This is a genomic window from Streptomyces echinatus (assembly GCF_014203595.1).
GTDB classification, from domain to species: domain Bacteria; phylum Actinomycetota; class Actinomycetes; order Streptomycetales; family Streptomycetaceae; genus Streptomyces; species Streptomyces echinatus.
This window is the reverse complement of record NZ_JACHJK010000011.1, coordinates 166613-189406: the sequence shown is the minus strand read 5'-3', so window position 1 is coordinate 189406 and position 22794 is coordinate 166613. Positions and strand designations below refer to the sequence as shown.

Sequence of the window (22794 nt, the reverse complement as noted above, 5' to 3'; positions counted from 1 at the left end):
CTACAGATGCACGACCGGACAGGTCAGGGTGCGCGTGATGCCGTCCACCTGCTGGACCTTGGCGACCACCATGCGGCCGAGTTCGTCGACCGTCTCGGCCTGGGCGCGCACGATGACATCGTACGGACCCGTCACGTCCTCGGCCTGGAGCACTCCGGGGATCTTGCAGATCGTCTCGGCGACGGTCGACGCCTTGCCGACCTCCGTCTGGATCAGGATGTACGCCTGTACCACGGAACCTCCAAGGCGGCCACGAGGATCATGTGGGGAAAAGGAACGCCACGGTATCGCGTCGCCGCTCCCCGCGGGGAGACCTGCGGGAACCGGGCTTGCGCGCCAGGGTGCAGGCACCACGGACGTTGACGGTCACCTGGACCGTGCAGCCGGTCGACACGGCCGCGCGGGCAGACGTCACGACCGCGGCGACAGACACCTCGACCGTATCGGGGACACTGATGACGCGCGACTGGGCACGGCAAGGGAGAGAAGGGGAGCAAGGGACATGAAGGGCACTGTTGGTGAGCTCGGGGAGTTCGGGCTCATCAGGGAGCTCACCTCCCGTCTCACCACCACCCCGGCGGTCCGGGTCGGCCCCGGCGACGACGCCGCGGTGGTCGCCGCGCCCGACCGCCGGGTGGTGGCGAGCACCGACATCCTGCTGGAGGGCCGGCACTTCCGCCGCGACTGGTCCACGGCCTACGACGTCGGCCGCAAGGCCGCCGCGCAGAACCTCGCGGACATCGCGGCGATGGGCGCCGTCCCGACCGCGCTGCTGCTCGGCCTGGTCGTCCCGGCCGAACTGCCGGTCACCTGGCCCACCGAGCTGATGGACGGCCTGCGCGACGAGTGCCAGGTCGCCGGTGCCTCCGTGGTCGGCGGGGACGTCGTACGCGGCGACACGATCATGGTGTCGATCACCGCGCTCGGCGATCTGCGCAACCAGGAGCCCGTCACACGCGCCGGGGCCCAGCCCGGCGACCTGGTGGCCGTCACCGGCTGGCTGGGCTGGTCCGCCGCCGGGTACGCGGTGCTGGCCCGCGGCTTCCGCTCGCCGCGCGCCTTCGTGGAGGCCCACCGGCGCCCCGAGCCGCCGTACCACGCGGGCCCGGCCGCCGCCGCGCTCGGCGCCACCGCCATGTGCGACGTCAGCGACGGCCTGATCGCCGACCTCGGGCACATCGCCGAGGCCAGCAAGGTCCGTATCGACATCCGCTCCGGCGCGATCGACATCCCGACCCAGATGAACGACATCGGGCAGGCCGTCGGCGTGGACCCGCTGCAGTGGGTGCTGACCGGGGGAGAGGACCACGCGATCGTGGCCACCTTCCCGCCGGACGCCAAGCTCCCCGCCCGCTGGAAGGTCATCGGAGAGGTCCTCAACCCCTCCGCGCTGCCCCAGGTGACCGTCGACGGGGCGCCCTGGACCAGCAAGGGCGGCTGGGACCACTTCGGGGACATCGAGTCATGATCACCAGGGTTCTCACGGTGGCCGGCTCGGACTCCGGCGGCGGCGCCGGCATCCAGGCCGACCTGAAGACGATGCTCGCGCTCGGCGTCCACGGCATGAGCGTGCTCACCGCGGTGACCGCGCAGAACTCCCTGGGCGTCCAGGGCGCCTGGGAGCTGCCCGTGGACGCGGTGCGGGCCCAGTACCGCAGCGTGGTCGACGACATCGGCGTGCAGGCCGTCAAGACCGGCATGCTGTCCTCCGCGGAACTGGTCGAGACGGTCGCCGAGTTGATCTCCGGCACGGACGCGCCGGCCGTGGTGGACCCGGTGGGCGTCTCCAAGCACGGCGACCCGCTGCTGGCCGCCTCCGCGCTGGACTCCGTACGGACCCGGCTGCTGCCCGTGGCCACCGTGGCCACCCCGAACCTGGACGAGGTGGCCCAACTCACCGGAGTGCGGGCCGAGTCCGAGCAGGACCTGCGGCGGGCCGCGGCGGCGGTGCTGGAGTTCGGGCCGCGGTGGGTGCTGATCAAGGGCGGCCACCTGTCCGGGGACGCCGTCGACCTGCTCACCGACGGTTCCGAGGAACACCTGCTCAGGGCCCCCCGGTACGACAACCGGCACACCCACGGCACCGGCTGCACCCTCGCCTCGGCGATCGCCTGCGGCCTGGCGAGGGGACGGTCCGTGCCGGAGGCGGTCACGGCGGCCAAGGCGTACGTCACCGGCGCGATCGCCGCCGGGTTCGCCCTCGGCGCCGGCATCGGGCCCGTGGACCACGGCTGGGCGCTCAGGCGGGATACTCCCTGAGCTCGATGGCGGTCGCCGCCTTCTCCGTCAGCCGCTGGAAGAACCCGGCCGGCAGCCGGGAACCCAGCAGCCGGTACACACGGTCCCGGCTGCGGATGCGCCGCTCGGTCGCCGGGGCGAAGAACGGACCCGCGTTGCCGGAGATCTTCTGGCACCCCTTGGCGAAATCCCGGATCCGGTCCCGCACGACGGCCGGCCGCAGCTCGGTGAGACGGACCCGGTCGGCGTGCCCGTCCGGCAGGTCCGGCAGCGCCGGCCCGCGCCACAGCGCGAGGGCGTCCCGCAGGAGGCCCACCGCCCGCGGAGGATCACCGGCGGCGAGCGCCGCACGGCCCTCGGCGGCCAGGAGGGCGAAACGGTGCGCGTCGACGGCGTCCGGGCCGACGACGAGGGTGCAGCCGGCAGGGCCGGCGTCGAGCAGCAGCGTGAGCAGGGCGCGGGGCCGGGGGCCGCCGGGCTCCAGGGGAACGCCGTCATCGGTGTGGATCTCGACCGGGCCCAGGATGCCGAAGCGCATTTGGTGGATTCTGGCAGGTGGCGGCCGCCCGTGGGTACGGCAAAAAGCCGGCCCACCGTGAGGTGGACCGGCTCAGTGCAGCGAACCAAGCAGTGGCCGCGCGCTCAGCTGTTGCGTCAGCGCGAGACCTTGCCGGCCTTGATGCACGAGGTGCAAGCGTTCACGCGCTTCGGCGTCCCGCCGACCACGGTACGCACACGCTGGATGTTCGGGTTCCAGCGGCGGGGCGTACGGCGGTGCGAGTGCGAGATGTTGTTGCCGAAGCCCGGCCCCTTGCCGCAGACGTCGCAGTTGGCAGCCACGGGTCACTCCAAAGACTTCAGATGCACTTACGGTTGATCCCGGCAGGCCGGGATCGAGATCGTAAGAACTGAGATCTTGAGTGGCGTTGCCAGGGGGAATGGCCCGATCAGATCGGGCAACCGGAGCAGCATACAACGACTGCGTCCGTGCAGCGAAACTACCATGGCAGCTCAGGCCCCCGCTCCCGGCCCTCTTCCGGAGAACACCGCTCCGGGGTCTACGCTGCGTCCCACGTCCAGCCAGCTCAGGGAGGCGCAGGTGGCGCAGGTGCCGCAGACATTCTTCGATGCTCTCGCGGTGCGCACCTGGTGCGGTCTGGCGCTCCGGGCACTGGGACGGGCCCGTGAGGAGATCGACGCCATCAACGTCTACCCGGTGGCCGACGGCGACACCGGGACCAACCTCTACCTGACCCTGGAGTCGGCGGCGACGGCCGTGGAGGCGGTGTTCGCCGGCTACGAGACCGGCTGCGCGGAGCCGTCCCCGGCGGACGCGGTACGGGCCATGGCCCACGGCGCGCTCATCGGGGCCCGCGGCAACTCCGGGACGATCCTGGCGCAGCTGCTGCGGGGGATGGCCCAGGTGCTCGTGGAGGCGGGTGACGGCTCTCACATCGACGGTCCGGGGCTGCGGCTGGCCCTGCGCCGGGCCGCCGACTCCGCGCGGCAGGCCGTCGCCCACCCCGTCGAGGGCACGGTGCTCACGGTCGCCTCGGCCGCCGCCGACGCCGCGGAGGGAGCCGAGGGCGACTGCGGGACGGTCGCGCGGGCCGCCTACGAGGGTGCGCGGGCGGCCCTCGCGGCGACGCCGGGCCAGCTGGCCGTGCTGGAGCGGGCCGGTGTGGTCGACGCGGGCGGACGCGGGCTGGTGACGGTGTTGGGGGCGCTGGTGGAGGCGTTCACGGGCGAGGCGGTGCGCGAGGCGGCTCCGTGGGGGGCTCCCTGCCGGGAGGCCCCGTCGCGGGACACCTCCCGGACCCCGGAAGCGGATCACGGCGGGCACGCGCGCGTGGAGAGCGCCGAGGCCGGCCCGTGCGGGGCCGGACTCCGCGCCGACGCGGCCGCCGACCGTGGGCCCGCGTTCGAGGTGATCTATCTGCTGGAGGCCGACGACGCGGCGGTGACTCGGCTGCGCGCGCGGCTCGACGCCCTCGGGGACTCCCTGGTGGTGGTCGGCGGAGACGGACTGTGGAACGTCCATGTGCATGTCGACGACGCCGGCGCCGCCGTGGAGGCCGGGGTCGAGGCCGGGCGGCCGTACCGCATCCGGATCACGCACTTCGGGCTCGGTGACGCGCACACCGGCCGCGAGCGCCCGCCGCGCGAGCGCGCCCAGCGGGCGGTCGTCGCCGTCGTCCCGGGTGAGGGGCTGGCCGGGCTGTACACCGAGGCCGGCGCGACCACCGTGCTCGCCCGCCCCGGAGAGCCGCCCGCCAGCGGGGAGCTGGTGCAGGCGGTCCGGCGCGCCCACGCGCGCGAGGTCGTCCTGCTGCCCAACGACGCCGAGCTGCGCCACACGGCCGCCGCGGCGGCCGAACAGGCCCGTACCGAGGGCATCCGCGTGGCCCTGATCCCGACCCGCTCGGCGGTCCAGGGCATCGCCGCGCTCGCCGTGCACGAGCCGGGGCGCCGGTTCGACGAGGACGTCGTCCAGATGACCTCGGCGGCGGGCGCCACCCGCTACGCCGAGGTCGTCGTGGCCGAACGCCAGTCCTGGACGACGGCCGGCATCTGCCAGGCCGGGGACGTGCTCGGCCTGATCGACGGCGACGTGGCGGTGATCGGCGCGGACGTCACGGCCACCGCGCGGACCGTGCTGGACCGCATGCTCCAGGCCGGCGGCGAGCTGGTCACGCTCGTCGTCGGCGACGAGGCGCCCGAGACCGTCGCCACGCACCTGGAGGCACGCGTACGGGAGACCTACCTGGCCGTGGACACGGTGGTGTACCGCGGCGGCCGGCAGGGAGCGCTGCTCCTCATCGGCGTGGAGTGACCGGAGTGACCGGCGTGACCGGAGTGACCGGCGTGGAGTGACCGACCCGGGGTGGCCGACCCGAGGTGACAGACCCGGGGTGACCGGCCGGAGGTGACCCGTCGGCCTACTCCGCCTCCCGCACCACTTCCGCCCCTTCCGCCTCCGCCGCCGCCTCCAGCAGCTGGGTCGCCTCCGCCCGCCGTGCGTGGACCGTCTCGTCCCCGTCGCCCGTGCCCTCGTAGGCCGCGAGCACGGCACGCGCGCGTGCCGCCGCCCAGGCCGGGCGGCCCAGGTCGGCCTCCAGCCAGCCCGCGGCCAGTTCGGCTCCGGTACGGCCGTGCAGCCCGGCCCCGCCGAGCGTGGCGAACACCGCCACGGCCCGGGTCGTCTGCTCCAGCGCCGCCTCGAACGCGGCCCGGATCGCCGCGTCCTCGGCCTCCTCCGACGCCGAACGGGCCAGCAGCTCCGCGAACTGGCGATGAGTGCCGCCGAGTTCCGCGGACAGCTGCTCCCGGTCCGCCGGGTCCGCCGCCGCCAGCGCCGTCTCGCACTCCCGCACCGCGGACGCCATCAGCTCGCGCGCGTCCGGCGCGCCGGAGTCCCGGCCCAGCGCCAGCCAGGCACGGGCGCGCAGCGAGCGGACCAGGAACTGCGCGTTGCCGAGCGAGCGCCACAGGCCGCCCGCGCGCGTGTAGGCCCGGTCCGCCTCCTCCGTCAGCCCCGCGTTGCCCAGCGACTCGGCGGCGAGATGGGAGAGCGTGGCGTGGTCCTGCTGCTCGGGCCAGTGCCGGGCCAGCTCGGCGGCCTTCAGCCGCTGTTCGGCGGCGGCCCGGTGTTCGCCCAGTTCGCCCAGGCAGTCCCCGAGCCACCAGTGGGCCTGGACCACCGCCCCGTCGCCGTGCGTGTCGGCACTCAGGTCGGCCAGCGCCGACTCCAGCACCTCGGCGGCCTCCGCGTGCCGGCCCCGGCGCAGCAGGAACCCGCCCAGCTGCTGCCGCGCCCAGGCGCCCAGGGTGCCGCTCTCGCCGGCCTCGTCGGCCCAGTGCGCGGCCTCCAGCGCGTGCTCGGCCGCCTCGTCGGCCACGTCCCGCCCGCCGAGCACCTCGGCCAGCTGGAGGTGCAGCTGGGCCCGCCCGACCGGCTCCACGTACGGCCCGCCGTGCTCCAGGGCACCGCGCAGCGCCCGCTCGGCTCCGGCCAGGTCGCCGGCCTGGTGGGCCAGGGCGGCGACCTGCACCTCGTACTCCACCGCGAACCAGGGCAGCCCGGCGGACACGTACGCGCCGGCGGCCCGCCGGAACAGCTCCGCCGCCCGCTCCGCGTCCCCGGTGAGCCCGGCCAGCTCGGCGAGCATCGCCCGCGCCTCCGCGGCCCGCGCCGCCGGCCGTACGTCGTCCCCGCCGCGCCCCTCGACGAGCGCGATCACCTCCCGGGCGGCCGCCTCGGCGTCCGTCAGGGCGGCGTGGGCGTCCCCCGCGGCCCCGCGTCCGGCGGCCTCGTGGACCCGTCGCATCAGGATCCGCGCCCGGCTCATCACGACCGACGCGGTCTGGCGCACTCCGGTGCCCTCGTCCGCGTACAGCGCGAGCACCTCGTCGTACAGGCCGGTGACCGTGGCCAGGGCCGCGTCCACCTCGCCCGCCAGTGCGCGGACGTACGCCCCGCGCGCGCGTGCCGCCAGCGCCTCCCCGGGGTCGCCCGCCTCCGCGTAGAGCCGCGCCGCCCGCTCGAACAGGGCGAGCCCCTCGGGGCCGTGGGCCATCGCCTCGTGGTCGGCCAGCTCCGCGCGGTCACGCGTCGGCAGACCGGCGCCGTCCGGGGCGGCCCGCCCGACCGCCGCCCACGCCTCCAGCGCGTGCGGCTGCAGGGTGTCCGACAGCCGCCGTGCCTCCGCGACCAGGGCGGACAACCCGGGGCCCGCGGCCGTCCCGGAGCTCTCCGGGGCGGGCGGGGGAGGGGCGGCCACCGGTGCCGCCGCCGCCCGTACGGTCCGCACACCCAGCGGCAGCCGCTCCACCAGCGGGTGCTGGGCCATCCGGGCGCGGATCCGGTCGCCGACGCAGGAGGTGCCGTTGCGGCGGTCGAACCGCTCGGCGAGTTCCGTCGCCTCCGCGCGCGCGTGCGCCGCCAGTTCCCGCGCGGTCCAGGTCCGCCCGGCCGGTCCCGGCACCCGCCGCGCGCCGAGACCCAGCTCGGTCAGCCGCTCCGTCAGCAGGGTCACCACGGCCATGAAGTCGAGCCGGCTGCGCGGCTGCCCGGTGTCCGTGAAGTAGGCGGGCCGCTCGGCCAGCAGTTCCAGGCCCCGCGCCTCGTTGCCCGTCAGCGCGCAGAACTCCACATGGTCGGCGTACGCGCCCCGCATGCTCTCCATGGGCCGCACCAGCCGGAAACCGCGCAGATGATGGGCCCGGGCCTCGTCCACGCGGCCCAGGCGCAGCAGCGGGGCCAGCGAGGAGGCCAGCACCGTGTGCGGCTCGTGCGCGCAGGCGAACTCGCCCTCCAGCACCGGCCGCCACAGCTCGACCGCCTCCGCGTCCCGGCCGCACCGGGCCTGCCAGGCGCCCTGCCGGTGCAGCTCGCAGGCGTGGCAGTCGGCCATCCCGTCCCGGTCCGCGGCCAGCCACGCGGTGTACGCCCGCTCCGCGCGCGCGAGGTCCCCGATGTGCTCGGCCACACTGAACTCGGCACCGCGCACCGCCCGTTCGGAGTGCCCGGCGATCCGGTAGCGGTGCTCCATCTCGCCGAGCCACTTCTCGACCGAGGCGAGCGGAACGTGCGGCTGGTCCAGCATGCCCGCCGACATCCACTTGAAGACCCAGTGCAGCGAGTGCGTCTCGTACTCGTCGAAGTCCTCCGGCCGTTCGTCCCACATGCGCAGCAGCCGCGCGAACGGGACGAACATCTTGTCCTTCTCGGAGCTGTAGTTGTAGACCTTCAGCTGGTGTCCGAGCGCCTCGATCACGGCGAGCGGGACGTCGAGCCGCTCGGCCTCGGCGAGCAGCTGCTCCGCGCGCGCGTTGCGGGCCGGGCCCTCCGGCTGCTCGGAGTTCTCCGCCAGCGCCCGGCGCAGCGCGTCGAAGTCCGTGATCTCACTCATCGTCCGTGCCCCTCCCCGTGGGTCGCCCATTCGAGCAGCCCGATGAACGCCCGGTTGAGCAGTGCCGAGTCGGCCGGCCGCAGCGGGCGCTGCGCCATCAGCAGCGCCTGCCCGTAGAGCGACTCGGTCGCGGTGCCGATCAGCTCCGGGTCGCCGAGCGCGCCGATGCGCCGGACGAGCGGGTTGAGGTGGTTGAGCACCAGACGCGCGCGCGGGGCGCTGCCGCGCAGGGAGCCCAGAATGCCCGCCCACAGGTCGTCGGCCTGCTCCTCGGCCGCCGCGCGGGCCTGTTCGTGCCGGGCGGCCCGGTCGTCCAGGTGCAGCGCGGGCACGGTCAGCGGGTGGAAGGCCCGCAGGACGACGTCACAGCCCAGCGGGTCGAGCCGGTCCCGGGCGGCGGCCAGGAAGCCGGACAGCGCCAGCTCCTCGCCCGGGTCGACCGCGTCCAGGTGCGCGGTCACGGTGTCCGCGTCCAGCTCGGCGACCACCGTCCCCGGCCGCACCCGCGGCAGCGCCTCGACCAGTTCGCTGTCGTACGTGTAACCGCCGTTGACCACGCCGACGCCCTGCGCCGAGGCGATCGGCGCGACCTGCCGGTACTCCTCGACCGACCGCGTGAAGTGCACCACCGGGTGCCGCCGCGCGAACTCCTCCAGCGAGACCTGCCCGTCGGTCGTCTCGAACGGCAGCCACGGCAGCATCGTGCGCAGCATCTCCGGATCGTGCCGGGCCAGGGACTTCACGCCCAGGTGGTGCACGGCGAGGAAGGCCGACAGCCGCTCCGGATCACCGGCGGCGAGCCCGGTGAGCCAGGACCGAATCCTTTCGCCCAGCGCCTCCCGTACGGCGGCCAGGGTCTCGTCCTCGTACAGCGCCTCGCGCGACGCCGTCGGCCGCAGGCTGTCGGTGTCCAGGACACAGCGCACGAAGAACGCCCAGTCCGGCAGCAGCTGTTCGGCCCGCTCGGTGAGCAGCATGCCCTTCAGGTGCACCCGGTGGGTCGCCCGCTGAGCGGGGCTGACCGCCGACGGCAGCACGTACGCCACCCCGCGGACCCCGGCCAGCGGCACCCCCAGGTCGATCGAGTCCAGCGGGGTGAACCCGAACAGCTCGTGGCAGTGCCGGGCCAGCGCCACCCTCCTGCCGGCCGGACTCGGATGGGCACGGTCCCAGGGCGCGGGCAGTTCGGTGACCGGCTCGTCACCGACCCGGACGTCGTACGGCAGCAGCGAGCCGAAGTCCCGGGCCAGGGCGCGGACCCGCTCGGGCGCGAGCCACTCGGCCGCCCCGGCCCGCGCCGTCAGGTACACGGTCGTGCCCGGCTCGGGCCGCTCCGCGTCGGACAGCGTCCGCACGGTGTACGACCCGTCGTCCCGGGCCGTCCACTCCACCGGCGGCGCCTCGGGCGCCCGGGCGCTGCGGCTGACGACCCGGATCCGCTCGGCGACCACGAAGCAGGCGAGCAGCCCGATGCCGAACTGGCCGAGGAAGTCCGACCGGGCCTCCTGCAGGCCCTCGGCCCGCTTGGAGCTGCGGCCGATGGTCGCCAGCAGGCTGTGCACGTCGGGCTCGGTGAGCCCGACACCGGTGTCCTCCACCCGCAGCCCGCCGTCCACCGGGTACAGCCGCACCCGCGCCGGGGCGGCCGGGTCGGCGGCCCGCCGGGCGGTGATGGCGTCCACGGCGTTCTGCAGCAGCTCGCGCAGGTAGACCTTGGGACTGGAGTAGAGGTGATGGGAGAGCAGGTCCACCAGACCGCGCAGGTCGACCTGGAACGTGTGAGGTGGGTGAGGTGACTGGGATGCCTGGGCTGACTGCGAGGTCTGGGAGTCCATCGTCACTGCGCCGGAGGGAGAGGTGCGTGCGGCGCGGGGTCGGGCGGTCCCGGCGGGGCGGTGACCGCGAAGGATGGCCGGAGCGCGTCATCCTAGGGCCGGACCAGCCCGCCTGACCAGGAGTTTCCCTGATGTTTACAGCACCTCGCCGAGAAGGAGCAGGGCGGCGTCTACGGCATTGTCAGTGCCGTGGTGTGCAATGGATCTCGTGCCCGCACTGCAAGAACCACTGAAGCAGCCCCTGAAGTCAGTGCTCGGCCCCGCCACCGCCAAGGTGATGGCCGAGCACCTCGGCCTGCACACCGTCGGCGACCTCCTGCACCACTACCCGCGCAGATACGAGGAACGCGGCCAGCTCACCCACCTCGCCGACCTGCCCATGGACGAGCACGTCACGGTGGTCGCCCAGGTCGCCGACGCCCGCCTGCACACCTTCGCCTCGGCCAAGGCGCCCCGCGGCAAGGGACAGCGCCTCGAAGTCACCATCACCGACGGCAGCGGCCGGCTCCAGCTCGTCTTCTTCGGCAACGGCGTGCACAAACCGCACAAGGAGCTGCTGCCCGGCACCCGCGCGATGTTCGCGGGCAAGGTCTCCGTCTTCAACCGCCGTCTCCAACTCGCCCACCCGGCCTACGAACTGCTCCGGGACGACAGCGGCGAAGCCGTCGAGACCTGGGCCGGCGCCCTGATCCCCCTGTACCCCGCCACCGCCAAGCTGGAGTCCTGGAAGATCGGCAAGGCGGTCCAGACGGTGCTCCCCAGTGCCCAGGAGGCCCTCGACCCCCTCCCGGACACCCTCCGCGCCGGCCGCGGCCTGGTCCCCCTCCCCGAGGCCCTGCTCAAGATCCACCGCCCGCACACCAAGGCCGACATCGCCGACGCCCGCGCCCGCCTGAAATGGGACGAGGCATTCGTCCTCCAGGTCGCCCTGGCCCGCCGCCGGCACGCCGACACCCAGCTCCCGGCCGTCCCGCGCCGGCCGAAGCCCGACGGCATCCTCACGGCCTTCGACGACCGCCTGCCGTTCACCCTCACCGAGGGCCAGCAGAAGGTCTCCCGGGAGATCTTCGACGACCTGGCGACCGCACACCCGATGCACCGCCTGCTCCAGGGGGAGGTCGGTTCGGGGAAGGCGCAGCCGCTGGACTCGCTCGTGCTGACACCGTCGGGTTTTCGGCGGATGGGCGACATGCGGGTGGGGGATGAGGTCGTTGTGCCCGCCGGAGAGATCGCCCTCATCGATGGAGTCTTTCCGCAAGGCGAGCGAGATGTGTGGCGCATCGTGCTTTCCGACGACAGTTCCGTGGAATGCGACGACGAACACCTCTGGATCGTTGGCACGAGTTGCGCCTGGCATCGCGGGCAGCCGCCCAAGGTGATGACCACACGGGAAATCCGTCACGACCTGTTCAAGGCCGACGGATCGTCGAAGTGGTACCTCCCGGCGGCGACTCCTGTGGACCTGGGCGACGACTCCGTAATTCCCCTCGACCCCTATCTGTTCGGGCTCCTGCTCGGTGACGGTTCGTTCAGGCACAACCTGCGGATTTCCACCATCGACACAGAGATCCGTGACGCGGTGGGAGCTTCTGTGGGGCCTGAGTGCCGGCTCGTTCCGGTAACTGGTTCCCGAGGTGACTACACGATTCAGCTGACACAGCGGTCGGGCGGAGTCCGCAATCCCGTCATTCAGATCTTGCGTGATCTGGGCCTGTGGGGCCGGGCGTCGCACGGCAAGTTCATCCCCGAAGAATTCAAGAACACATCGATCAAGAACCGTCTGGCTCTCCTGCAGGGCCTCCTGGACACCGACGGCACTGTGGACGCAAACGGCATGAGCATTTCCCTGTGCTCGGCCTCGGTGAGGCTGGCGGAGGACGTCGCCTGGCTTGTGCGGTCGCTGGGCGGCCGGGCGCGCATCCTGCGGAAGAAGTCCGCCTTCACCGTCTCTGTGGCACTGCCGGACGAGTACGCCCCCTTCAGGCTCACACGCAAGGCAGAGCGCGTCGGCCCGCGGCCGAAGTACAACACTTTCCGGCGTGGCATCCGGGCGGTCGAGTACGTGGGGCGCAAGCCGGTCCAGTGCATCAGCGTCGCGCACCCCAGCCGTGCCTATGTCACCGACCACTTCGCGGTGACGCACAACACGATGGTGGCCCTGCGCGCCATGCTCGCCGTCGTCGACGCGGGCGGTCAGGCGGCCATGCTCGCGCCCACCGAGGTCCTCGCCCAGCAGCACCACCGCTCCGTCACCGAGATGATGGGCGAGCTGGCCGAAGGGGGCATGCTGGGCGGCGCCGAGCACTCCACCAAGGTCGTCGTGCTCACCGGCTCCATGGGCATGGCCGCCCGCCGCCAGGCCCTGCTGGACCTGGCCACCGGCGAGGCCGGCATCGTCATCGGCACCCACGCCCTGATCGAGGACAAGGTCCAGTTCCACGACCTCGGCCTGGTCGTGGTCGACGAGCAGCACCGCTTCGGCGTGGAACAGCGCGACGCCCTGCGCGGCAAGGGCAAGCAGCCCCCGCACCTCCTCGTCATGACGGCGACGCCCATCCCGCGCACGGTCGCCATGACGGTCTTCGGCGACCTGGAGACCTCCGTCCTGGACCAGCTCCCGGCCGGCCGTTCCCCGATCGCCAGCCACGTGGTCCCGGCCGCCGACAAGCCCCACTTCCTGGCCCGCGCCTGGGAACGGGTGCGCGAGGAGGTGGAGTCCGGCCACCAGGCCTACGTCGTCTGCCCGCGCATCGGAGACGAGGGCGACGACCCCAAGAAGGCGGGCGGCAAGAAGTCCCCCGAGGACGAGGCGGAGAAGCGCCCGCCGCTGGCCGTCCTGGACGTGGCCGACCAGCTGAGCCGCGGCCCCCTCCAGGGCCTGAGGGTCGAAGTCCTGCACGGCCGTATGCACCCGGACGACAAGGACGCCGTGATGCGCCGCTTCGCGGCCGGCGAGACGGACGTCCTGGTCGCCACCACCGTCATCGAGGTCGGCGTCAACGTCCCCAACGCCACCGCGATGGTCATCATGGACGCCGACCGCTTCGGCGTCTCCCAGCTGCACCAGCTGCGCGGCCGGGTCGGCCGCGGCTCCGCCCCCGGCCTGTGCCTCCTCGTCTCGGAGATGCCCGAGGCGAGCGCGGCCCGCCAGCGCCTGAACGCCGTCGCCTCCACCCTCGACGGCTTCGAGCTCTCCCGCATCGACCTCGAACAGCGCCGCGAGGGCGACGTCCTCGGCCAGGCCCAGTCCGGCGCCCGCTCCAGCCTCCGGGTCCTCGAGGTCATCGAGGACGAGGAGGTCATCGCCGAGGCGAGGGAGGAGGCGGCGGCCCTCGTGGCCGCGGATCCGGAGCTGGAGCGGCTGCCGGGCCTCCGGACGGCCCTGGACGCCCTCCTGGACGAGGAGAGGGAGCAGTACCTGGAGAAGGGGTGAGGCACGGCGCCCCAGCAGGGGCGCGGGACCGTCCTCCGTATGCGGCTACCGACGCGCGGAGGCGTCCGGCCACAATGAACGTACAGCCGCCCACGAAGAAGGACCCCACATGACCCGCGTGATCGCCGGCCGAGCCGGCGGACGGCGCCTCTCCGTACCCCCCGGCACCGGCACCCGCCCCACCTCCGACCGCGCCCGCGAAGGTCTCTTCTCCACCTGGCAGTCCCTGCTGGGCGGCCCCCTGGACGGCGAACGGGTCCTCGACCTCTACGCCGGTTCGGGCGCCGTGGGCCTGGAGGCGCTCTCCCGGGGCGCGCGTCACACGCTCCTGGTCGAGGCCGACGCCCGCGCGGCGAGAACGGTGCGGGACAACGTGCGCAGCCTCGGCCTCCCCGGCGCCGAGGTGAGAGCGGGCAAAGCGGAACAAGTCATCAGGACCGCGCCCCCGGCCGAGCCGTACGACCTGGTCTTCCTCGACCCCCCGTACGCCGTCACGGACGACGATCTTCGCGAGATCCTGCTCACACTCCGCTCGGAGGGCTGGCTCGCTGAGCAAGCGCTCGTCACCGTGGAGCGCAGCACCAGAGGCGGCGAATTCCGGTGGCCGGACGGCTTCGAGGCGATCCGGTCCCGTCGCTACGGCGAGGGAACGTTTTGGTACGGTCGCGCCGCCTCTACGTGCGAAGACGCACGATGACCGGACCGGAGAGCGAGGGATCACAAGTGCGCCGCGCCGTCTGTCCCGGGTCGTTCGACCCGATCACCAACGGACACCTCGACATCATCGCCCGGGCCTCCCGTCTCTACGACGAGGTCTACGTCGCGGTGATGATCAACAAGTCCAAGAAGGGCCTGTTCGAGATCGAGGAGCGGATCGAGCTGATCCGCGAGGTCACCTCCGACTACGCCAACGTCCGCGTGGAGGCGTTCCACGGCCTCCTCGTCGACTTCTGCAAGCAGCGCGACATCCCCGCCATCGTCAAGGGCCTGCGCGCCGTCAGCGACTTCGACTACGAGCTGCAGATGGCCCAGATGAACATCGGCCTCACCGGCGTCGAAACGCTGTTCGTGCCCACGAACCCCACCTACAGCTTCCTGTCCTCCTCCCTCGTCAAGGAGGTCGCGGCCTGGGGCGGCGACGTCTCCCACCTGGTGCCCGCCCAGGTCCTGGAGGCCCTGAACGAGCGCCTGCGCAAGGACTGATGGGGCTACAGTCGTCCCGTCCGTCTCCAACCCGGCTGTAGAGAGTGGCGAGCACAGGTGGACGTGCAGAAGAAGCTCGACGAGATCGTCTCCACGGTCTCCGGCGCCCGGTCCATGCCCATGTCGGCGTCGTGCGTGGTCAACCGCGCCGAGCTGCTCGCGATGCTCGAAGAGGTGCGCCAGGCGTTGCCCGGCTCCCTCGCGCAGGCGCAGGAGCTGATCGGCGGGCGTGAGCAGATGGTCGAGCAGGCCCGCCAGGAGGCCGAGCGGATCATCGAGAACGCGCACGCCCAGCGCGGCTCGCTGATCTCCGACACCGAGATCGCCCGCCGCTCCCAGACCGAGGCCGACCGGATCCTCGCCGAGGCCCGCCAGGAGGCCGAGGAGATCCGCGCCGAGGCCGACGACTACGTCGACTCCAAGCTCGCCAACTTCGAGGTCGTCCTCACCAAGACCCTCGGCTCGGTCGGCCGCGGCCGCGAGAAGCTCCTCGGCACCGGCCCCGGCCTGGACGAGAACGGCTACGAGGACGAGGACGCCCCCGAGCGCAGCCACGACCCGGAGACCCTGCGCCACAACGCCGACCAGTACGTCGACGTCAAGCTGGGCGCGTTCGAGGCGGTCCTCGCCAAGACCCTGGAGGCCGTCGGCCGCGGCCGGCAGAAGCTGCACGGCCGGATCGCCACCGACGACCTCGGCGCCCTCGCCGACGACACCACGACCTTCCAGCACTCCAGCGACGCCGACTACCTGGCCGATCTCGCGGCCCTCGCGGACAGCGACCGCACGGGCCGGCGTCCGCAGGAGCAGCCGGAGCAGCCGGAACCGTCCTACGAGCCGCAGCCCGCCTATTCCCCCTCCCCCGGCTACGCCCCGGCGGCGGCCACTTCCCTCCAGGAGCAGCAGGACCCGTACGCGGGCTTCCCGCGGCAGCCGGAGTACGCCCCGCAGCAGGACCCGTACGGCTACCAGCAGGCCGACCCGTACGCCTACCAGGGCTACGACGTGCAGCAGGCCGCCTACGACCCCCAGCAGGCCCACCAGCCGCAGCAGCCCCAGCACCAGCCGCAGCAGGGCTATGCTCTCGACGAGACCAGCCTCTTCGACACGAGCATGATCAGCGCGGAGCAGCTGAGGGCGTACGAGCAGGAGCGCGGCCTCTAGCCACGTACCCGGATTGGGCGCTGAGCGAAAGGTCCAGTATCCTGGCTCTTCGGTTGCGCGTATGCCCGCGATCACCGCTGCCCGGTAACACCGACGGGCGGCGTCCCCACGAGTTCGAAGATCGAAAGCAGGAATGGCCTCCAACGCCCGCCTTGACCACCGCAACCCCCTCGTGTTCGACACGCACGAGCTGGGTCGGCGTCCTGGCGCGCTGCAGCGCCTGACCCGCACGATCGACGCCCCCCGGGACCTCGGTATCCAGGGAGTCATCGGAGTGCCGGAAGGCGCCCCGCTGGAACTCGAACTCCGACTCGAGTCGGTCCTGGAAGGGGTGCTCGTCACAGGCACCGCCCGTGCACAGGCCGAGGGGGAGTGCGTAAGGTGTCTGGAGCCGGTCGGGCTGGAGCTCGAAGCGGACTTCCAGGAACTGTTCTCGTACCCTGACGCCGACGACCGGGGCCGCGTGATCGCGGAACCGGGCGACGACGCCGAGGACGACGAGGACAGGTTCTTCCTCGAGGACGGACTGTTCGACCTCGAACCTCTGCTGCGCGATGCGGTGGTGCTCGCACTGCCGATGCAGCCGGTGTGCCAGGACGACTGCCCGGGCCTGTGCTCCGAGTGCGGAGTGCGGCTCGCGGACGACCCGGACCACCATCACGACGCCGTCGACATTCGTTGGGCGGCTTTGCAGGGACTCGCCGGTTCACCTGAAGACGGCGAGAAGGACGAGATGAGCGGCGGCGCGCCTCAGTCAGCACGCGCCGACGAGAAGCAGGAGAAGTAGCCGTGGCTGTTCCGAAGCGGAAGATGTCGCGCAGCAACACGCGCCACCGCCGGTCGCAGTGGAAGGCTGCGGTCCCCACCCTGGTTGCGTGCGAGCGCTGCCACGAGCCCAAGCAGCAGCACATCGCGTGCCCGTCTTGTGGCACCTACAACAAGCGCCAGGTCCTCGAAGTCTGAGCGGGCTGGTGAGAGGCACTGTGTCCACGGCGAAGAAGAACTCTCCCCGCGTCAGCGGGGGTGGCCCGGCGGACAACCAGGCCTCGTCCCACACGCTTCTGGAAGGGCGGCTCGGCTACCAGGTCGAGTCCGCCCTTCTGGTGCGTGCGCTGACCCACCGTTCCTACGCGTACGAGAACGGCGGTCTGCCGACGAACGAGCGGCTGGAGTTCCTCGGGGACTCCGTGCTGGGCCTCGTCGTTACGGACACGCTGTACCGCACCCACCCCGACCTGCCCGAGGGCCAGCTGGCCAAGCTGCGGGCCGCGGTGGTCAACTCGCGTGCGCTGGCGGAGGTGGGCCGGGGGCTCGACCTGGGCGCCTTCATCCGGCTCGGCCGGGGCGAAGAGGGCACGGGCGGCCGGGACAAGGCGTCCATCCTCGCCGACACCCTGGAAGCGGTGATCGGCGCGGTCTATCTCGACCAGGGCCTCGACGCGGCCTCCGAACTGGTGCACCGCCTGTTCGACCCGCTGATCGAGAAGTCCTCCAATCTCGGCGCCGGCCTGGACTGGAAGACGTCCCTGCAGGAGCTGACCGCGATCGAGGGACTCGGCGTGCCCGAGTACCTGGTCACGGAGACCGGTCCTGACCACGAGAAGACCTTCACTGCTGCCGCCCGCGTCGGAGGCGTCTCGTACGGCACCGGCACCGGCCGCAGCAAGAAGGAGGCGGAGCAGCAGGCCGCCGAGTCCGCCTGGCGGTCCATCCGGGCCGCGGCGGACGAGCGCGCCAAGGCGGCCGAGGAGGCCGCCGCCAAGGACGACGACGCGTCGTCGTCCGCCACCGCCTGAGCAAGCAGCACCCGAGCGCCCGCCCCGGCCGTCCACGCCGGCGCGGGCGCTCGGCTCATCCACCGGTCCGTACGTTTCCGACGGGGGTCCCGATGCCCGAGTTGCCCGAGGTCGAGGTCGTCCGGCGGGGCCTGGAGCGCTGGGTCGCCCACCGGACCGTCGCCGCGACCGAGGTGCTGCACCCGCGTGCCGTGCGCCGGCACCTCGCCGGGCCCGATGACTTCGCGCACCGCCTCAAGGGCCACCACGTCGGCGCGCCCTGCCGGCGCGGCAAGTACCTGTGGCTGCCGCTGGAGGAGACCAACCAGTCCGTCCTCGCCCACCTCGGCATGAGCGGCCAGCTGCTGGTCCAGCCGCACGACGCGCCGGACGAGAAGCACCTGCGCATCCGCGTCCGGTTCGCCGACTCGCTCGGCACCGAACTCCGCTTCGTCGACCAGCGCACCTTCGGCGGACTGTCGCTGCACGACAACACCCCCGACGGCCTGCCCGACGTCATCGCGCACATCGCCCGCGACCCGCTGGACCCGCTCTTCGACGACGAGGCCTTCCACCGGGCACTGCGCCGCAAGCGGACCACCGTCAAGCGGGCCCTGCTGGACCAGTCGCTGATCAGCGGGGTCGGCAACATCTACGCGGACGAGGCCCTGTGGCGCGCCCGCATCCACTACGAGCGGCCGACGGCGAACCTCACCCGCCCGGTCACGACCGAACTCCTCGGCCATGTGCGGGACGTGATGAACGCGGCCCTCGCCGTCGGAGGCACCAGCTTCGACAGCCTGTACGTCAACGTCAACGGCGAGTCCGGCTACTTCGACCGGTCCCTCGACGCCTACGGCCGTGAGGGCCTGCCGTGCAAGCGCTGCGGCACGCCCATGCGCCGCCGGCCCTGGATGAACCGGTCCAGCTACTTCTGCCCGAGGTGTCAGCGGGCGCCGCGCGTCTCGTCGTAACGCGTGCGGGCCGCGAGGACGTCGTCCATCGCGCCCTCCACACAGTGGATGAGCGCCAGCAGCCGCTCGGCGACCTGCCGGCCCAGGGGCGTCAACCGGTAGTCCACGCGGGGCGGGTTCGTCGGCTGCGCCTCGCGGTGCACCAGGCCGTCGCGCTCCAGCGCGTGCAGCGTCTGGGACAGCATCTTCTCGCTCACCCCGTCGACGTGCCGGCGCAGCTCGTTGAAGCGCAGCGACCCCTCGTACAGCGCGCCGAGCGTCAGCCCGCCCCAGCGGCCCGTGACGTGCTCCAGCGTGCCGCGTGACGGGCACGCCTTGGCGAAGACGTTGTACGCGAGGTCGTCGTGGTCATCGGTGCTGACGGTCATGGCAGCAAGGGTACGCCCGCACAGCGCTAACCACTAGGTTGCACTAACTTCTGGTTAGTGCTTTCCTGTGGTTACCGCTTTTGAGCTGCTCACACAGTCGAGCTGCCGCTTTTCGCTGCCCTTTCGAGGAGTCCGCATGACCACGCCCGTCGTTTCCATCGCCTACCACTCCGGCTACGGCCACACCGCCGTCATCGCCGAGGCCGTCCGCGCCGGGGCCGCCGACGCGGGTGCCGAGGTGCACCTGATCAAGGTGGACGAGATCACCGAGGAGCAGTGGGAGACGCTGGACCGCTCCGACGCGATCGTGTTCGGCTCGCCCACCTACATGGGCACCGCGTCCGGCGCCTTCCACGCGTTCGCCGAGGCCACCTCCAAGCGCTGGTTCGGCCAGGACTGGAAGGACAAGCTGGCCGCCGGCTTCACCAACTCGGGCTCCAAGAGCGGCGACAAGCTGCACACCCTCCAGTTCTTCCAGACGCTCGCCGCCCAGCACGGCATGCACTGGGTCAACCTCGGCCTGCTCCCGGGCTGGAACAGCACCACCGGTTCCGAGAACGACCTCAACCGCCTCGGCTTCTTCGCCGGCGCCGCCGCCCAGAGCAACAGTGACGAGGGCCCCGAGGGCGTCCACAAGGCCGACGTCGCCACCGCGGAGCACCTGGGCCGCCGGGTGACGGAGACGGCGAAGGTGTTCGCGCGCGGACGGGTCGCCGCGTAGGAACGAGCCGGCGCGCCGCCCACGGCCCCGGGATTCCCCTTGGAGGGGACCCGGGGCCGTCGCCGTGATCGGTGGTGGCCGTGCCCGGCGGTACGGCCGCCGCAGGAGGGCGGCCCGGCTTCGCACCGGGTCGGCCGTCGGATGGAAACGGCTACACCGTCCGAGGGGGATCACCCGTTCGAGACGGTCACCGTCCCGAACTGCACCGGCTGACGTAGAAGGCTCCGTCGAAGCGGCCTCCGGCCTGTTACTCAGGTCGGAGGCCGCTTCGCGTTCGTCCGGGGGCCCGGGGCGGAGGGTGCGCTCAGGCTCTCCGGCTGCCGCCGCGGTCGGCTCAGAAGCCGAATTCCTGGGCCCACAAAGGCCCGCCCGAGCCGAAGTGGACACCGACGCCGAGCGTCTTGAAGCCGCAGTTCAGGATGTTGGCGCGGTGGTCGGGGCTGTTCATCCAGGCGGTCATCACGGCCGCCGCGTCGGTCTGGCCCCGGGCGATGTTCTCGCCGCCGAGGCCGGTGACGCCGGCCTTCACCGCCCGGTCCCACGGCGTCCTGCCGTCCGGGTCGGTGTCGCCGAAGAAGCCCCGTGCGGCCATGGCGTCGGTGAACGCCCCGGCCAGCCCGGTCAGCGAGGAGTTCGCCGCCACCGGGCTGCAGCCGGCCTTCGCCCGCTCCTCGTTGACCAGGTTCAGCACCTCGGCCGCGACGACGGCCTCCTGCGACACCGTCACCGGCGCGGACGCCGCCGACGGCGCCTTCGTGGCCGTGTGGGAAGGGGCCGGCTTCGGCTTGGCCGGGGCCGGCGTCTTCGTGGCCGTGCGGTGGGACGGGGCCGGCTTCGGCCTGGTCTGCGACGGGGTCTTCGTGGCCGTGTGGGACGGGGCCGGCTTCGGCTTGGCCGATGTCGCCGGAGCGGACGGCTTGGCCGACGCCGAGGACGGGGACGGCTCGGCCGGCTTCGGGGTCGCGGACGGTTCGGCCGGAGTGGAGGGTGCCGAGGGCTCGGCAGGCTTGGTGGGCTCGGCCGGCTTGGTGGGGACGGTGGGCTTGGCCGAGGTGGCGGACGCCGACGGCTCGGCGGGCCGGGTGGGCTTGGCCGGCTCGGCGGGGGAGCCGGGCTCGGCCGGCCTGGCGGGTGCGGGCCGCTTGGACGGCGTGGTCCTCGGCGCCGGCTTCTCGGCGGCCTTCTTCGACGGCGCCGGCCTGGGGGACGCCGGCTTCACGGGGGAGACCGGCACGGAGCCCGACGTGCTGGAGGAGCGGGGCCGCTCGGTGCCGCCACCGGCGGAGCCGCTCGCGCGACCGCTGTGGCCGGCTCCGGCACTGCCCGAGGTGCCGCCCTGAGCGCTCGCCGTGTTGCTGGGGGCGGCCGCCGTCTGCACATGGTCCCGGCCCGTGGTGTGCGAATCGCCGCCGAGCCGGTAGTTGTCCAGGCCCGGCACCACGCCCGTGGCCACCGCGATCGTGCCGAGGGCGACGGCGACGGACACGCCGAGCAGGCCCGCGCGCACCGGCCGTACGGCCGCCTTGCGCCGCCGGTGGTCAGGGGACGGTCCGCCGTCAGGACCGAAACCGTCCTCGCCGGAACCGTCGTCGCCGGAACCGTGCCCGCCGGAGTCGCCACCGGAACCGTGCCCACCGGAATCGGGCGTGGCTCGCTCCGCTTCGGCGCCCGTCGCGAACAGGTAGGCCTGGGCCTGAGCCGTGGCCTCGGCGTACGCCTCGGGGTTCAGGTAGGGAGCAGTGCCCATGGGTACCGGGCGCGACCCCGTGGACGGACGCGGGGAGCCGTCGCTCCCGGTGCCCGAGCTTTGCGTGTGCGTAGCGCCCGTGACGCGGCCCGTGGCGGCGCGGCCGGCGGCGGAGCGTCGGTGGCGTCCCATGTCCTTGCCCTCTTCCTGGTACGCGCGGCCGGCCCGCTGCCCGCACGGCGAGTGACTCGTCGGCGGGTCACTCCCTCTGGCCGATCCGACTCACTCGATCGAGCGAGTTTTCATATGCGATGCACTGGATCCGGACGGTACCCCATGGCGCCGGGGGACGACGTGTCCCAGGCGACACCGGCCGGTTAGGTTGCACTCATGAGCGAGGAAGTACGACTGGTCGCCTGGGTGCGTGGGCGTGTGCAGGGTGTGGGTTTTCGCTGGTTCACGCGTGCCAAGGCACTGGAGATCGGCGGGTTGAGTGGTTTTGCTCTCAATTTGGCCGACGGGCGGGTCCAGGTGGTCGTGGAGGGGGCGCGGGAGGGCTGTGAGGGGCTGCTGGACTGGCTCCAGGGCACCGACACGCCCGGGCGGGTGGACGGTGTCACCGAGATCTGGGACACACCGCGCGGCGGCTACGACGGCTTCGCCATCCGCTGATCCGGCACCGCGGGGCCCGCGGGTGGCAGTGCCGTGAGCTGCCAGTGGCACGTGCGGAGAGCGGAAACCCCCTGGTGGTTGCCAACAGGGGCGTGGCATGGCAGGCTCCGCTGGTACTGCTGGTCGCCACGCCCTGAGGGTCCGGAGGAGTCGCAGCACCGCCGTCTTCCCGGCCGTGCGCCCCGGTTCGCCCGCCAATACAGGGCGTGATCGTGTTGACCGTCAAACTTTTTGGTGAGACGCTGAAAGCCCCGCGCACCTTAGCTGTTTGGCATGGAGCAATAGCAGAGCAACACCCGGATGTGCCAAGCACCGCGGGTGCGAATCCCTCACGACCCACACCGCATCGGTCGGTCACTCAGTGTGGAGGACCATCCATCATGGCAAAGGCGCTTCTCGGTTACGTCGGCGGCTCCGACCCTCGACTCCTCGCCGAGATGCGACGGCTGCAGCAGCGTGTCCAGGACCTGGAGTCCGAGCTCGTACGGATCCAGGCGGAGAACGAAGCGCTGTCGGCCGCCGCCTCTCAGGACAGGATCATGGAGAGCATCGACGCACACCAGGCGGAGCCTGCGCTGACCTGATCACTGCGTCCGCTCCACGACAGCAGTCGCAGCGGTCGGGCTGCCCGTATCAACCGCTCAGTTGATCCATCGACTGGAACCCAGTCGTTCAGAGTTGCAAGGGACGCTTCGGCGTCCCTTCGTTCTATCCCCCCGCATCCTTTCACCCTCTTTAACGTTTGGTGTGCCCTGCGTGTTCAGCGGTGAAACCGTGGGGTTGCGAGTGTTCGTGGAGTGAGATAGCGGCGC

At 72.5% G+C, this 22794-nt stretch carries 21 protein-coding genes; 14 read left to right on the top strand and 7 right to left on the bottom strand.

Going from position 1 to position 22794, the window contains the following annotated elements; genetic code table 11:
* Positions 1–234, bottom strand: a complete 234-nt coding sequence (locus FHS34_RS28135) for an Lrp/AsnC family transcriptional regulator (protein WP_184970432.1) — start codon at positions 232–234, stop codon at positions 1–3.
* Between the two features lie 268 nt (positions 235–502).
* Between FHS34_RS28135 and FHS34_RS28130 the strand changes: the two genes are divergently transcribed.
* Together FHS34_RS28130 and thiD are read left to right on the top strand one after the other, a co-directional pair.
* Positions 503–1468, top strand: a complete 966-nt coding sequence (locus FHS34_RS28130; RefSeq protein WP_030649164.1) for a thiamine-phosphate kinase — start codon at positions 503–505, stop codon at positions 1466–1468.
* A complete protein-coding gene (gene thiD / locus FHS34_RS28125) occupies positions 1465–2259 on the top strand; it encodes a bifunctional hydroxymethylpyrimidine kinase/phosphomethylpyrimidine kinase (protein WP_184970430.1) in 795 nt (264 codons plus the stop codon). The genes FHS34_RS28130 and thiD overlap by 4 nt, the downstream gene beginning before the upstream one ends.
* Here the strand turns inward: thiD and FHS34_RS44215 are convergent.
* Together FHS34_RS44215 and rpmB are read right to left on the bottom strand one after the other, a co-directional pair.
* A complete protein-coding gene (locus FHS34_RS44215) occupies positions 2240–2776 on the bottom strand; it encodes an AfsR/SARP family transcriptional regulator (protein WP_372478598.1) in 537 nt (178 codons plus the stop codon). The genes thiD and FHS34_RS44215 overlap by 20 nt on opposite strands.
* Before the next feature lie 116 nt (positions 2777–2892).
* The gene (rpmB, locus tag FHS34_RS28110) at positions 2893–3078 is read right to left on the bottom strand and encodes a 50S ribosomal protein L28 (RefSeq protein WP_004924906.1); all 186 of its coding nucleotides are present in this window, start codon (positions 3076–3078) and stop codon (positions 2893–2895) included.
* Between the two features lie 259 nt (positions 3079–3337).
* On the opposite strand from rpmB, the gene FHS34_RS28105 reads away from it, so the two are divergent.
* Positions 3338–5071: a fatty acid kinase ATP-binding subunit FakA gene (locus tag FHS34_RS28105; protein WP_184970428.1), complete on the top strand. Its 1734-nt coding sequence runs from the start codon at positions 3338–3340 to the stop codon at positions 5069–5071.
* Positions 5072–5177: 106 nt separating this feature from the next.
* Here FHS34_RS28105 and FHS34_RS28100 read toward each other — a convergent pair whose 3' ends face one another.
* Positions 5178–8150 carry a tetratricopeptide repeat protein gene (locus tag FHS34_RS28100; protein ID WP_184970426.1) on the bottom strand — a complete coding sequence of 991 codons (2973 nt, stop codon included), beginning with the start codon at positions 8148–8150 and terminating at the stop codon, positions 5178–5180.
* A complete protein-coding gene (locus FHS34_RS28095; RefSeq protein ID WP_184970424.1) occupies positions 8147–9985 on the bottom strand; it encodes an HSP90 family protein in 1839 nt (612 codons plus the stop codon). The genes FHS34_RS28100 and FHS34_RS28095 overlap by 4 nt, the downstream gene beginning before the upstream one ends.
* A 199-nt stretch (positions 9986–10184) precedes the next feature.
* On the opposite strand from FHS34_RS28095, the gene FHS34_RS28090 reads away from it, so the two are divergent.
* The 8 genes from FHS34_RS28090 to mutM all read left to right on the top strand — a co-directional run bounded on the left by FHS34_RS28090 (position 10185) and on the right by mutM (position 18534).
* Positions 10185–13418, top strand: a complete 3234-nt coding sequence (locus FHS34_RS28090; protein ID WP_184970422.1) for a helicase-related protein — start codon at positions 10185–10187, stop codon at positions 13416–13418.
* Between the two features lie 109 nt (positions 13419–13527).
* Positions 13528–14115, top strand: coding sequence for a 16S rRNA (guanine(966)-N(2))-methyltransferase RsmD (gene rsmD / locus FHS34_RS28085; RefSeq protein WP_184970420.1), 588 nt, complete (start codon positions 13528–13530; stop codon positions 14113–14115).
* 26 nt (positions 14116–14141) lie between these two features.
* Complete coding sequence (gene coaD / locus FHS34_RS28080; protein ID WP_184970699.1) at positions 14142–14621, top strand: pantetheine-phosphate adenylyltransferase; 480 nt, start codon at positions 14142–14144, stop codon at positions 14619–14621.
* 57 nt (positions 14622–14678) lie between these two features.
* Complete coding sequence (locus FHS34_RS28075) at positions 14679–15785, top strand: F0F1 ATP synthase subunit B (RefSeq protein ID WP_184970417.1); 1107 nt, start codon at positions 14679–14681, stop codon at positions 15783–15785.
* A 133-nt stretch (positions 15786–15918) separates the two neighbouring features.
* A complete protein-coding gene (locus FHS34_RS28070) occupies positions 15919–16572 on the top strand; it encodes a YceD family protein (protein WP_184970415.1) in 654 nt (217 codons plus the stop codon).
* Positions 16573–16574: 2 nt separating this feature from the next.
* A complete protein-coding gene (gene rpmF / locus FHS34_RS28065; protein ID WP_003951102.1) occupies positions 16575–16748 on the top strand; it encodes a 50S ribosomal protein L32 in 174 nt (57 codons plus the stop codon).
* An 8-nt stretch (positions 16749–16756) separates the two neighbouring features.
* Positions 16757–17581, top strand: a complete 825-nt coding sequence (gene rnc, locus FHS34_RS28060) for a ribonuclease III (RefSeq protein WP_225817641.1) — start codon at positions 16757–16759, stop codon at positions 17579–17581.
* A gap of 92 nt (positions 17582–17673) precedes the next feature.
* The gene (mutM, locus tag FHS34_RS28055; protein ID WP_184970413.1) at positions 17674–18534 is read left to right on the top strand and encodes a bifunctional DNA-formamidopyrimidine glycosylase/DNA-(apurinic or apyrimidinic site) lyase; all 861 of its coding nucleotides are present in this window, start codon (positions 17674–17676) and stop codon (positions 18532–18534) included.
* Here mutM and FHS34_RS28050 read toward each other — a convergent pair.
* Positions 18507–18902, bottom strand: coding sequence for a winged helix-turn-helix transcriptional regulator (locus FHS34_RS28050; RefSeq protein ID WP_184970410.1), 396 nt, complete (start codon positions 18900–18902; stop codon positions 18507–18509). The two genes, mutM and FHS34_RS28050, sit on opposite strands and share 28 nt — an antisense overlap.
* A 136-nt stretch (positions 18903–19038) precedes the next feature.
* On the opposite strand from FHS34_RS28050, the gene FHS34_RS28045 reads away from it, so the two are divergent.
* Positions 19039–19623, top strand: coding sequence for a flavodoxin family protein (locus FHS34_RS28045; RefSeq protein WP_184970408.1), 585 nt, complete (start codon positions 19039–19041; stop codon positions 19621–19623).
* Between the two features lie 334 nt (positions 19624–19957).
* On the opposite strand, the gene FHS34_RS28040 is transcribed toward FHS34_RS28045, so the two are convergent.
* Positions 19958–21370, bottom strand: coding sequence for a CAP domain-containing protein (locus FHS34_RS28040; RefSeq protein WP_225817642.1), 1413 nt, complete (start codon positions 21368–21370; stop codon positions 19958–19960).
* A gap of 330 nt (positions 21371–21700) precedes the next feature.
* Between FHS34_RS28040 and FHS34_RS28035 the strand changes: the two genes are divergently transcribed.
* A complete protein-coding gene (locus FHS34_RS28035; RefSeq protein WP_184970404.1) occupies positions 21701–21982 on the top strand; it encodes an acylphosphatase in 282 nt (93 codons plus the stop codon).
* Between the two features lie 380 nt (positions 21983–22362).
* The gene (locus FHS34_RS28030) at positions 22363–22566 is read left to right on the top strand and encodes a hypothetical protein (protein ID WP_031167290.1); all 204 of its coding nucleotides are present in this window, start codon (positions 22363–22365) and stop codon (positions 22564–22566) included.
* Positions 22567–22794 lie beyond the last annotated feature (228 nt).

Coding starts and splice junctions, on each gene's coding strand:
- FHS34_RS28100 (WP_184970426.1), bottom strand. CDS start 8,150: ATGAGTGAGATCACGGACTTCGACGCGCTGCGCCGGGCGCTGGCGGAG.
- mutM (WP_184970413.1), top strand. CDS start 17,674: ATGCCCGAGTTGCCCGAGGTCGAGGTCGTCCGGCGGGGCCTGGAGCGC.
- FHS34_RS28095 (WP_184970424.1), bottom strand. CDS start 9,985: ATGGACTCCCAGACCTCGCAGTCAGCCCAGGCATCCCAGTCACCTCAC.
- rsmD (WP_184970420.1), top strand. CDS start 13,528: ATGACCCGCGTGATCGCCGGCCGAGCCGGCGGACGGCGCCTCTCCGTA.
- FHS34_RS44215 (WP_372478598.1), bottom strand. CDS start 2,776: ATGCGCTTCGGCATCCTGGGCCCGGTCGAGATCCACACCGATGACGGC.
- FHS34_RS28070 (WP_184970415.1), top strand. CDS start 15,919: ATGGCCTCCAACGCCCGCCTTGACCACCGCAACCCCCTCGTGTTCGAC.
- FHS34_RS28050 (WP_184970410.1), bottom strand. CDS start 18,902: ATGACCGTCAGCACCGATGACCACGACGACCTCGCGTACAACGTCTTC.
- FHS34_RS28090 (WP_184970422.1), top strand. CDS start 10,185: ATGGATCTCGTGCCCGCACTGCAAGAACCACTGAAGCAGCCCCTGAAG.
- FHS34_RS28040 (WP_225817642.1), bottom strand. CDS start 21,370: ATGGGCACTGCTCCCTACCTGAACCCCGAGGCGTACGCCGAGGCCACG.
- FHS34_RS28045 (WP_184970408.1), top strand. CDS start 19,039: ATGACCACGCCCGTCGTTTCCATCGCCTACCACTCCGGCTACGGCCAC.
- FHS34_RS28030 (WP_031167290.1), top strand. CDS start 22,363: ATGGCAAAGGCGCTTCTCGGTTACGTCGGCGGCTCCGACCCTCGACTC.
- thiD (WP_184970430.1), top strand. CDS start 1,465: ATGATCACCAGGGTTCTCACGGTGGCCGGCTCGGACTCCGGCGGCGGC.
- FHS34_RS28035 (WP_184970404.1), top strand. CDS start 21,701: ATGAGCGAGGAAGTACGACTGGTCGCCTGGGTGCGTGGGCGTGTGCAG.
- FHS34_RS28130 (WP_030649164.1), top strand. CDS start 503: ATGAAGGGCACTGTTGGTGAGCTCGGGGAGTTCGGGCTCATCAGGGAG.